The sequence below is a fragment of the Streptomyces sp. NPDC052107 genome (assembly GCF_040680215.1).
In the GTDB taxonomy this organism is placed as follows: Bacteria; Actinomycetota; Actinomycetes; order Streptomycetales; family Streptomycetaceae; genus Streptomyces.
Genome location: NZ_JBFAWG010000150.1, coordinates 1 through 10700 on the forward strand (window position 1 = coordinate 1; position 10700 = coordinate 10700).

4 protein-coding genes and 8 pseudogenes are annotated in these 10700 nt (G+C 68.2%); 7 read left to right on the forward strand and 5 right to left on the reverse strand.

Annotated elements, in window-relative coordinates:
• From AB0M27_RS44710 to AB0M27_RS44725, 4 genes and pseudogenes are all read left to right on the forward strand, one after another.
• Positions 1-96: pseudogene (locus AB0M27_RS44710) on the forward strand (transposase); the annotation flags it as partial.
• A 519-nt stretch (positions 97-615) separates the two neighbouring features.
• Positions 616-2937 carry a tetratricopeptide repeat protein gene (locus AB0M27_RS44715; protein WP_365731591.1) on the forward strand — a complete coding sequence of 774 codons (2322 nt, stop codon included), beginning with the start codon at positions 616-618 and terminating at the stop codon, positions 2935-2937.
• A gap of 605 nt (positions 2938-3542) precedes the next feature.
• Positions 3543-4740 (forward strand): annotated as a pseudogene (locus AB0M27_RS44720) (cupin domain-containing protein).
• Positions 4674-5529 (forward strand): annotated as a pseudogene (locus AB0M27_RS44725) (aldo/keto reductase). Before AB0M27_RS44720 ends, AB0M27_RS44725 begins: the two co-directional pseudogenes overlap by 67 nt.
• On the opposite strand, the pseudogene AB0M27_RS44730 reads toward AB0M27_RS44725, so the two are convergent.
• The 4 genes and pseudogenes from AB0M27_RS44730 to AB0M27_RS44745 all read right to left on the reverse strand — a co-directional run.
• Positions 5517-5942: pseudogene (locus tag AB0M27_RS44730) on the reverse strand (hypothetical protein); the annotation flags it as partial. The pseudogenes AB0M27_RS44725 and AB0M27_RS44730 overlap by 13 nt on opposite strands.
• Positions 5943-5950: 8 nt before the next feature.
• A pseudogene (locus AB0M27_RS44735) lies at positions 5951-6163 on the reverse strand (IS30 family transposase); the annotation flags it as partial.
• A 61-nt stretch (positions 6164-6224) separates the two neighbouring features.
• Positions 6225-6752 (reverse strand): annotated as a pseudogene (locus AB0M27_RS44740) (IS3 family transposase); the annotation flags it as partial.
• Positions 6749-7057 (reverse strand): transposase, encoded by a 309-nt coding sequence (locus tag AB0M27_RS44745; RefSeq protein ID WP_365731593.1) that lies wholly within the window; start codon positions 7055-7057, stop codon positions 6749-6751. The gene AB0M27_RS44745 and the pseudogene AB0M27_RS44740, both read right to left, overlap by 4 nt.
• Positions 7058-7288: 231 nt before the next feature.
• On the opposite strand from AB0M27_RS44745, the gene AB0M27_RS44750 reads away from it, so the two are divergent.
• Positions 7289-8728, forward strand: coding sequence for a PLP-dependent aminotransferase family protein (locus AB0M27_RS44750; RefSeq protein ID WP_365731595.1), 1440 nt, complete (start codon positions 7289-7291; stop codon positions 8726-8728).
• Between the two features lie 159 nt (positions 8729-8887).
• Here the strand turns inward: AB0M27_RS44750 and AB0M27_RS44755 are convergent.
• Positions 8888-9304: pseudogene (locus tag AB0M27_RS44755) on the reverse strand (TIGR00730 family Rossman fold protein).
• A 658-nt stretch (positions 9305-9962) separates the two neighbouring features.
• Here AB0M27_RS44755 and AB0M27_RS44760 point away from each other — a divergent pair.
• Together AB0M27_RS44760 and AB0M27_RS44765 are read left to right on the forward strand one after the other, a co-directional pair.
• Positions 9963-10241 (forward strand): annotated as a pseudogene (locus AB0M27_RS44760) (aquaporin); the annotation flags it as partial.
• A gap of 165 nt (positions 10242-10406) precedes the next feature.
• On the forward strand, positions 10407-10625 hold the full coding sequence (locus tag AB0M27_RS44765; protein ID WP_365731597.1) for a PAS domain S-box protein: 219 nt from the start codon (positions 10407-10409) through the stop codon (positions 10623-10625).
• Positions 10626-10700: the final 75 nt, after the last annotated feature.

Consider the following 10700-nt stretch of genomic DNA (forward strand, 5'->3'; position numbering starts at 1 on the left):
GCCGTGGTCATCGCCACCGGCATCAGCGAGGACGGCGGCCGTGAGGTGCTGGGCGTGATGGTCGGCGACAGCGAGACCGAGGCGTTCTGGAGCGACCGATTCCTGATCCCGACGTGGTCTTCCGGCCCACCCGCCGCGACATCGACCCCGTGACAAGGGAGCCTACCGATTACGCGCTGTGGGACCGACACGAATGGCAGGTTTGTCTGCGCTGGTCAGAGCATGATCCGGGCACGTTCGTCGGCGTTCAACCCTGTACGGACGCTGATCCAATCGGCACAGGGTGAACGGCTCCGGACGGCGACGTCCGGCCGTGAATGAGACGGAAACTGAGACGGGCCCCGTGAGGCACATGGGGAGCGTGACTCGTCCGTGGCGCTCACCCTCGGGGCGTCACCCACGAGTATCTGCGGGCTCGTGGTGGTGGGCTCTCGTGTCTGGCACGGTGTGACGGAGGCCTCGGGGGGTGTGGGTATGGCGCGCCGGCGTGGTGCATGGGTGGGGTCGGGGGCGACGGGTGCTGCCGCGTTGGTGACTGCGGCACTGGGGCCGGTGACTAATTACGCGAGTGCGACGGTGCCGGGATGGGCTGCGCATGCGTGGGTGGTGTGGCCTGTGTTCGGTGTGTTGGTGGCGGTCAGTGTCGGATTGCTGTTATGGGGGCGGCGCCTGGATGGCGGGACGCCGTTGGCGCGGCTGACGTCGGTGGACAGGTTGGCAGGGTCCCGGCAGGGCTCGCTGCGGCGCCAGCATGTGGAGCAGGTGCGCGGTCGTGAGACGGAGCTGACTTTCCTGGCCGGGATGCTGCGTCGGCCGCAGGGCAGATTCGTGGTGTTGTGTGGGGCTGGGGGGCTCGGGAAGACAACGCTGGCTGCGCAGCTGGCTGCCCAGGCCGAGGAAGATGGCCGGGCGGTGTTCTGGCTGCGGTGGCGAACCTCGGTGGACCTGGCGCAGCAACTGACCCAGGTGGCGGTGGCGTGCGGGCTGCCGGAGGCGGATCTGGAGTTGGCCCGGGTCGGGCAGGAGAGCTTGCCGGATGTGATCTGGCAGCAGCTGAATTCCTCGCGGCGGTGGTTGGTGGTGCTCGACAACGTCGATGAGCCGCAGGCAGTGGGCCCCGGCGGCGAGCCGGTGGCGCACTATCGGGGGTGGATCCGCCCGTATGGCGGCGGCCTGCTGCTGGTGACCAGCCGGGACACCAACAGGCAAACCTGGGGCCCGCGCGCAGAGTTGCTGCGGCTGGAGCCGTTGGCCGTGCCGGATGCGGGCCAAGTCCTGTTGGATGCGGCACCGCGGGCCGGCACTCCGGAGCAGGCCCGGCAACTGGCGGCCCGCCTGGGTGGGCTACCGCTGGCCCTGCACGCGGCCGGTTCCTACCTCGCCACAGCTACTAGCCGCTACCGAACCTTCGACCACTACCGCCAGGCTCTGGACGCCGAGCTGCCCACACTCCTGGGAGCGCAGCACCCCGATGCTTCTGATCCGGACGTCGCTCGCACTGTGGTGCGCCACACCTGGGAGGTGTCCCTCGACCAGCTCACGGCGGAGGGCAACCTGCTGGCTCGTCCACTGTTGAGGGTGCTGTCCCTGTTGGCCCAGGCACCCATCCCGCTGTCCCTGCTCACCCCCGGCTTGCTGGCCTCCGTGACAGGTGAGCTGGTCACTGTGGTCGGCGTGGAGGCTGCACTTGCCGGCCTGCACCGCTATGGCCTTCTCGGCCTGCCTGAACCCACCACCGCACTGGAGGTGGCACAGGAGGATAGTGCCCAACTGCTGCTGCATCCCCTAGTCCGGGAGATCAGCGCCCTAGCTCTCACAGCCGAGGACAACGACCTCGCCCGGTGGCGCCGAGCCCTCACCGACCGGCTGACCGAAGCCGTCCACGACGTTGCGGGGGCCGGGCGCCCAGGCTGGCCCGCAGCCTGCCTCCTGGCTCCACACCTAGTGCTCCTGTTCGACCACAGCCCAGAGGCCCGGGCCGACGCCCGCGACACAGTTGCGACTCTCGCTGACGTACTCAACGACGCCGGCGCCTACGCGCTCGAGCACGCTCTACATCAACAACTCCAAGACACACAAAGCCGCCTTCTGGGCCCCGACCATCCCGACACCCTGACCAGCCGCGCCAACCTGGCTGCCGCCCTGCGCGGGATGGGTGAGTACGCGCAGGCGGTCGACCTGCACCGGCGGACCTTGGAGGAGCGCACGGGGATCCTGGGCCCCGACCATCCCGACACCCTGACCAGCCGCGCCAACCTGGCTGCCGCCCTGCGCGGGATGGGTGAGTACGCGCAGGCGGTCGACCTGGACCGGCGGACCCTTGAGGACCGCATGCGGATTCTGGGTCCCGAGCACCCCAACACCCTGCGCAGCCGTGCCAGCCTGGCTGCTGCTCTGCGTGGGTTGGGTGAGTACGTGCAGGCGGCTGAGCTGCATCGGCGGACCTTGGAAGATCGCATGCGGATTCTGGGTCCCGAGCACCCCAACACCCTGCGCAGCCGTGCCAGCCTGGCTGCTGCTCTGCGTGGGTTGGGTGAGTATGCGCAGGCGGCTGAGCTGAGCCGGCAGACGCTGGAGGATCAGACGCGTGTTCTCGGCCCCCAGCACCCTGACACCCTGGACAGTCGCCACGCATTGGCTGCTGCTTTGCATGGGTTGGGTGAGTATGCGCAGGCGGCTGAGCTGAGCCGGCAGACGTTGGAGGATCAGACGCGGATTCTGGGCGGCGACCACCGTGACACCCTGCGCAGCCGCGCCAACCTTGCTGCTGCTTTGCATGGGTTGGGCGAGTACGCGCGGGCGGCTGAGCTGCACCGGCGGACGCTGGAAGATCGCACGCGGATTCTGGGCTCCCAGCACCCCGACACCCTGGACAGTCGCAGTGATCTGGAGCGGGCTCTCGCAGCATTGCGCGCGGGGCGTCGTCGCCGGGTCTGATGACGGCCAGGTAGGACGCCTGCCGATCGACCCCACAGTTACGTTCAGGCAAGACCACTTCTGCAACGCACGTTTTGCAGTCGCGCGACGAGTGCTGGCTGTGGTGTGGACGCGTCGACGTCGAGGTGACGTGGATCGGGGCCATCCGGTCGAGTGGCATGCATGCGGCCTTCTACGCCTGCCGTGCGTGTCTGTACGAACTGGACCAACGTGTTCTGGAGACCAACATCCGTCAGGACAAAGGCGCCTTGCCGGTGAATCACGGAACTGCCCGGTCGCGGGTGTAGGACCGCGGCCCGTCCGCCCCCCCAACCGGCCGCCGCGCCTCACGGCACCCCGCTTATCCCACCGCCGTGGGGCAGTCACTGACCTCCCGCCGGAGCCCTGGCGGGAGAACCGAAGAGGAAGGAGTACGAGGAGGCAGAGCACACGGCACTGCCTCCGGCCCAAAGTGGCCTCTTGGTGGCGGTGGAAGAGCTGACCGCCGTCCACGACCGGTACGACAGCCTCCGGTCGGACAACGCCGGGAGTTCCGGCGACGCGCCGTGGCCGGGTGGCGACCTCCGTGTCCGGATCACGTGGTCGAACCCATGAAGGACGCAGCGATGGAACATCGGTTGATCAGCGCCATCGAGACAGCACTCGGATGGAGTGGAGCGGAGGAGCTGGGCAAGAGCTTTGTACGCGGGAGCATGGAGGACCCCGCACTCGTCTCCCGCATCATGACTGCGAACCGCCTGCTCGACATCGCGATGCGCAGGAGCCTGAACCGCCCGCAGTTCCGATGCATCCAGAAGGGCGAGGAGGTTCACCCGGCCATCTACTACACCGACAGCGTCAGCCCCCGAGGTCAGAGCATCCCCATGGTCAACATGCGCAGCCTGGGCAAGCTCCTGCAGGAAGGCGCAACGGTGATCATGGACCAGGCCAACGTCTTCGATCCGACGGTGGATGTCGCCTGCCGGGCCCTGCAGTGGTGGTCCCGCGAGCGAGTCCGGGTCAACGCGTACCTGACGACCAACGACGCCGCCGGCTTCCCCTTGCACTGGGATGACCACGAGGTTGTGATCGTCCAACTCGCGGGCGAGAAGGAGTGGGAGGTACGCGCTGCCTCGCGAAAGGTCCCGATGTACCGGGACTCCGACCCCGACAACACCCCGAGCGACAAGATCATCTGGTCGGGCGTCATGCGGACCGGTGACGTCATGCACATCCCCCGAGGCCACTGGCACCAGGCGACACGGACTGGCAGCGGTTCCGGCAAGAGCCTTCATGTCACCTTCGGCATCACCAAGCGCACGGGAGCGAGCTGGCTCGCCTGGCTTGCCGACTGGTGCCGCGAGCGCGAGATCTTCCGCCACGACCTCGACCGCTGGCACGAAACCGGCGGCGAAGCCCTGACCACGGCCGCCGCCCAGCTGGTCGGCGAGCGTTCCCCAGCCGACTTCCTGGACGCCTACGAGCAGGAGACGACGCTGCCTCGGCGTGTGCCGTTCCTCGACATACTCGGACCGCTCGACGCCGTGGTGTGTACCACCCACTTCCCTCCCCGGTTCCAGGAGTATGGGCAGAGCGTCGACATCGTGGCCTCCGGGGAAAAAGCTCACCCTCGCGGCCAAGGCCCTGCCCGCACTGCGTCTGCTGCTGAGCGGCAGGCCCGTCCCGCTGGAGCGGGCCGCAGCCGTCGTCGGGACCGAAGTGACGGAGCTCGCCGAGATCCTGGTGAAGGAGGAACTGTGCGCGGTACTGACCCCCGAGTTGTCCTCGGGCTACACCGGTCTCGTCACGAACGTCGTCTCCTGATCGGGGCACTGGACCTCGGTGTTACCGCACTCGACACCAGCACCAATTACCTCGACTTCGGCTCGCACCAGACGCTGGCGCGGACAGCCGGTGACCTGCTGCCGAAGTTCACGCTCTCCACCAAGGTCGGCTATTTCCCGGGGCCGGACAGGACGGAGCACTCTCTGGATCCCGTACGGTTGCACGCGGCGGTGGAACAGGCGGCCACGGACCTCGGACGAGAGCCGGACCTGGCGTTCCTGCACAACCCGGAACATTCACTCCGCGAAGCCGCCCCTCACCACCACGACCTGCTGGCATAGGCGTGCACCGCCCTCGACGCCGCCGCAGCGAAGGGACTGTGCGCTGCCTGGGGCGTCGCATCCTGGGGCCCAACACCGCTGCTGAACCTGATCGACACGACCGCACCGAGGCCAGCGGCCCTCATGGTCCGCGCCGGCTTGCTGGTCGGAGCTAGAACGCTGGATGCCGCGGACGCCCTCACCAAGGCGTGGTGCCCGGGCGGCGTGGTGTGGGGGATGAGCCCTTTCGGAGGCAGCACCAGCGCCCCAGTGTGGGCCAGGATCGATCCGCGCGTCTTCCTCCGAGACAACAGGCAACTCTCCCGCGTTCAAGCGGCATTCAGAACCGCCTATCACCTCCCGCAGGTCGACTCCGTCGCCGTGGGGCACCGATGAATCCGTCCATCTGGGCGAACTCCTCGACGCCCTGGTCGGAGAGGTCGAGGATCGGACCGTCCAGGAGTACCGGAGTCTCCTTCGAGATCGCTCGCGCGGTCAGCCCGCCTGAAGCTCCTCGATGACCTGCTCGGCCACGCGCCGGGCGGGTTCCAGCCGAGGGTCCTCCGGGTGCGCGTACGGTCCGAGGATCTTCGAGCAGACGAACAACGTCATCAACTTGCCGTCCCGGCTCTCGAAATCGGAACGGCGCTCGTGCCGTACGCGTTCGGCCAGAGCCGGGACAGCAAGGGAACTCGCCCACAGAGAGGCCGAGTCCAGCCCCCGCGGTGCGTTACCCCAGTCCTCCCAATCGAAGAGGCTGAACGCCGGAGCGGTCGTGTTGGCCCAGTTCAGGTCCGCATGGGCTGGCACCCACCGCTCCACAGTTGTGTCGAAGTCGCCGGGGAAGACGCTGCGGATGGACTCGGTGACGAGGGCCTGGGTGACGGTGACGGTGTCCGGTGTGGCAACCCGCGGCGTGCTCCCCGGATTCAATCGGTCGTCGCAACACCGGCTTTCTGAGCCGATTGTAGATGTTCGTTGAGGGCCTCGGCGGGTGTCCTCCAGCCGAGTGTCTTGCGAGGCCTGTTGTTGAGCGCGAGAGCCACCGCCTCGAGTTCGTCGGCATCCCACCGCGACAGGTCGGTCCCCTTCGGAAAGTACTGGCGCAGCAGTCCGTTCGTGTTCTCGTTGGTGCCGCGTTGCGGAGTGGAAGATCACGGAACCTGCGGGTCGGCGCTGGTGGCAGGCGGCTGGCAGTGCGTCGGCGACCGGTTCGGTGCACAGGTGGTCGGCGGTGGCCCAGCCGACCACTCGGCGGGAGCTGATGTCGATGACGGTGGCCAGGTAGAGCCAGCCCTCGTGGGTGGGGATGCAGGTGATGTCGCCGCACCAGCGGGTGTCCGTCGCCCTAGGGTCGGGCGGGAAGTCGCGCAGGAGCAGGTCCGGGCGGGCGGCCGCGTGCGGGTCCGGGATCGTGGTGCGGTGTCGTCGTCTGCGGTGCCGGCCGGCGAGCCCGGCGGCCCGCATCAACCGGGCGATGCGTCTGCGGCCGCAGGCCATCCTTTCACGCTTGAGGAATGCGTGGATCCGCGGGGCGCCGTAGGCGCCCCAGGACTGGGCGTGGACGGCGGTGATCTGCTCGGTCAGGTCCGCGTCCTGCACGGCCCGGGGACCGGGTGTGCTGGCGCGGCGGGCGTAGAAGGCGGCACGGGAGACCTTCAGCAATTCACACGCCCGTTTGACGCTGTGACCTGCCTGCTTCTCCGCCTCGATGAACGGGTGCACCGTCACCGGGTCTCCTTCGCGAAGAAGGCCGTGGCCCGCTTGAGGATCTCCACGTCCTCCCGCAGCCGGCGGTTCTCCCGCCGCAGCTGGGCCAGTCCCTCTCGTTCACTGCTGGTCAGGCCGTCACGCTCGCCGGCATCGACCTCGGCCCGCCGGATCCAGTCGCGCACCGCTGTCTCGGTCAGGTCGAAGTCCTTGGCGACCTGACCAACCGAGCGGTCACCGCGTTGGCACAGCTCGACGATCTCGGCCTTGAACTCCGGCGTGAACGAGCGGCGAGGACGCGGCTTCTTCTTCCCCTTGCTCTCCATGATGGACATCATCCTTCTGGGGCCGAAGCCTCTGATCTTCGATGTCCGTCAAAGCGGATCAAGCCCAGGGTCATGTCATTCTCACGCCGACCACCACGCCCGTGCCGCGCCCTACTGTGAACGCCTTCCGTCCGCGCACCAGCCGGCTGACCACCGCCCCGACGGAGGACGCGGTGGTGTGCGCAATGGGACGACTGGCAAGTCGATGGTATGGGAGTATGGTTCATTTACATGGCAGATTCTCGGACCAATTCCGCGGCGGGTCGGCCCCCCGCGTTCGGTGCCGACCTGCATCTGGAGCTGCGCGGACCCGGGCTGCGTGCAGGGCTCACGGACGCCTTGAGGGAGGTCGTGCGCACGGGGCGTCTGGCGCCCGGCAGTCGGCTGCCGGCCTCCCGCTCACTCGCCGCGGATCTCGGCGTCTCGCGTAACACTGTGGTCGAGGCCTACGCCGAGCTGGTCGCTGAGGGCTGGCTCACCGCCCAGCAGGGCTCCGGGACCCGGGTGGCCACCCGGGTCGAGCCGCACAGGGCCGCGCCCGACGCTCCTCGCGCGAGGCCGGACGAGCCCCGCCTCCGGTATGGCCTGTGGACCGGTGCACCGGACCTCGCGACCTTTCCGCGCTCGCAGTGGCTCACCGTGGCCCGCCGGGCTTTGACCGCCGCGCCACACGACGCCTTCGGCTACGGCGACGCCCGCGGCCGGATGGAGCTGCGCACCGCACTCGCGGACTACCTGGCGCGGGCCCGCGGGGTGTACGCCGAGCCGGAGCGGATCGTCATCTGTTCCGGTTTCCACCACGGTCTGGCGCTGATGGCGCGGGCGCTCAAGGAACGGCGGGTGCGAGGGGTGGCAGTCGAGGCCTACGGACTCGACATGTTTCGCGACCTGCTGGCGAACGCCGGTCTGCACACCCCGCCCCTCTACGTCGACGACCATGGCGCACGCATCGACGACCTCGCGCGGCTGCGCGAAGTGGGGGCGGTGCTGATGACCCCGGCGCACCAGTACCCGACGGGGGTCGCGCTCCGCCCGGACCGGCGCACGGCTGCCGTCGAGTGGGCACGTGCCACGGGCGGCCTGATCCTGGAGGACGACTATGACGGGGAGTTCCGATACGACCGTCAGCCGGTGGGGGCCCTGCAAGGCCTCGATCCGGAGCGGGTGGTGTACTTCGGTTCCGTGAGCAAGTCCCTGGCGCCGGGGGTACGGCTCGGATGGATGGTGCTGCCGGAGGAACTCATCCCGGAGATCGTGGCGGCCAAAGAGCACGGCGACTACATGACGAGCGCTCTGGAGCAGCTGACGCTGGCGGAATTCATCGCCTCGGGTGCGTACGACCGTCATGTGCGCTCGATGCGGCTGCGCTACCGGCGTCGCCGCGATCAGCTGGTCGAGGTCCTGCGCCAGAGAGCTCCCGGCATTCGTGTGACCGGGATGGCTGCAGGACTGCAGACGGTCCTCGAACTCCCGCGTGGAACCGAAAGCTCAGTGGTCCAGGCCGCGGCCCGGCAAGGTCTGGCGATCAGGGGGTTGACGCAGTTCCGCTACGAAGTGGCGGACGGCGGATGGCAGTTGCCCGAGCGGGACGCGCTGGTGGTCAACTACGCGGCGCCCTCGGACAGCGCGTGGGCAGGCGCACTGGACGCACTGTGCAGGGTGCTGCCCTAGAAGGGGTTCCGAGGGCGGAGCGGACGCGCCTCTGTCCGGTTCGGGAGCGTCCCTGCCGAGATTCGAGGCGCTGGGGCTGTCGGCCTCAAGTGCCAGGCCGCCCGTGCCGGAGTCGGCGCGATCTCTCAGGCGGGAAGGCGTGCTGTCACGATCTCGCCATCACGTTCCAACGCACTTGTCCACGGTGGCGAGTGCGCCGGCGGCCGTGTCGGCGACGAAGACCAGCTCTCCAAGGGGCAATGGCAGCAACCCCTGCTCGTCGCCGGAGCTGGAGTATCAGCCGGTCGTGGAAGCCCGCCGTGTTCGGCAGCACCACGGGGTCGTCGTACAGGCCGTGCTTCCGCAGCTCCAGGACCTCGGTCCCTACTTCCGGAGAAAATCGACCGAGATCCCCGTGAGCCGCCCTCCCGACGCCCGCACTCCGTCGGTGACGACCTTCATCAGCCCGGTATCGGATCCGTCCCACACCAGGGTGTGGCCGGCCCTGCCGATGAGCTCCCCGAACTCGCGGGTCGGCTGGGTGTAGAGCTCGTCGAGGTCATCGTCCGCCTTGCGTGTGGACCATTTTCTGAGCAAAACACCGGGCCACTTCGCGTCGAACGGCCAGGCAGGCCCCTGGGCGCCGTCTGCCAGACCGTTTGCACCGCGAAGCCGGAGCGCCACGCCGCATGCTCGGAGCGCCCCGGTCGGGAGCAGGTTAGTGTCCCAGCTTCGTAGATCGCGATCTTGCTTTGTCCGCAAAATTGGTCTGGGAATTTGTCATGGAAATGGACCATACTCCGGTGCCACTGGGTGCGTAGCGTTGCACGCATGAGTACGAACGAAGCACACGGAAGTCCGCTGAGCCTCCCCGAGCACACGCGCCGTCTGGGCTGGGCGAAGCTCGCCCCGGAGGCCTCAGGCGTGATCCGCCTGGACACGGCACCGTGATGGTCTCCCAGCGGCTCACGGGCGCCTTCCCCGGGCGCAGCATCGTTCCCTACGTGGGGGCCCAAATGGCGGGGACGGGTCTTGGGCGTCTGGTGTGGGGCCTGCGGTCTCCTTCCCCTCGATCGGCTACGCAGCGATCGTGCCCGCGCCCTGCTGCAGCCCGCGTCAGTCTTTCTCGCCGAGGCCGGCGGCATGACGGTCATCATGCTGGCGGCCGGGTTTTACATGGCCCATGCCCGCTGTGTGCGCCTGGTGCCGTACGTCATCGGAATGTCCGTTGCGCTGGTGATCGCTTTTCCGGGGGCCCTGCAGCGGGGGCTCGATCAACCCCGCCCGCCAGTTCGGTCCTGCCGCATTCGCTGGGCAGACCACCGATCTGCGGATCTGTCTGGCCGCTCCGGTTCTGGGGGCGGCGCTCGGGGCCTGGCTGCACCACCTTCTCAGCAGTCGTCGACTGACGCGTGAGGTGCGGGTGAGAGCAAGCAGGGAGTCAGTGGACGGCCGTGTTTCTGCCGTCGGTGTCAGCCGACGGCCCGTTGGCTGCACCCAGGCCCCGATAGGGGTCCCGCCGGAGCACGTCTGACGGGCCGAGACCACCACCGCCGCAGCCACCGTCGGGGGCAGTGTGAATGGGCTGTGGTCTGCCGTGCCTGGTATCTCGATCACTGCTGCCCTGGACCTATCCATCCACCGGACAGCCGAGCAGTTGGGGGACCGCATCGCCGGGGGGACATAGAAGGGAAGAGCAATGGGCAGTTCCGCAGAGACAGCAGTCTCCGAGGCTCAGACGGCCATCGAGACAGTCTGCCCGGCAATAGCTCTCCTCGACGTACAGGGGACGGTGGTCGGATGGTCGCAGGCCGCTCAGCGGCTCGTGGGCTACTCGGCCGCGGAGGTGGTGGGGCGGTCCGCCGGGGTCCTGTTGGTGGCCGCTGACGACCGAGCAAAGGCTCACCAACTTCGTTAGTAATCCTTAGTGTTGCATGTATAGTTGCGTGCATGGAGTTGCTGCGTATCTCCAAGGCTGCGAAGTGTCTCGGGA

Coding starts and splice junctions, on each gene's coding strand:
- AB0M27_RS44765 (WP_365731597.1), top strand. CDS start 10,407: ATGGGCAGTTCCGCAGAGACAGCAGTCTCCGAGGCTCAGACGGCCATC.
- AB0M27_RS44745 (WP_365731593.1), bottom strand. CDS start 7,057: ATGGAGAGCAAGGGGAAGAAGAAGCCGCGTCCTCGCCGCTCGTTCACG.
- AB0M27_RS44750 (WP_365731595.1), top strand. CDS start 7,289: ATGGCAGATTCTCGGACCAATTCCGCGGCGGGTCGGCCCCCCGCGTTC.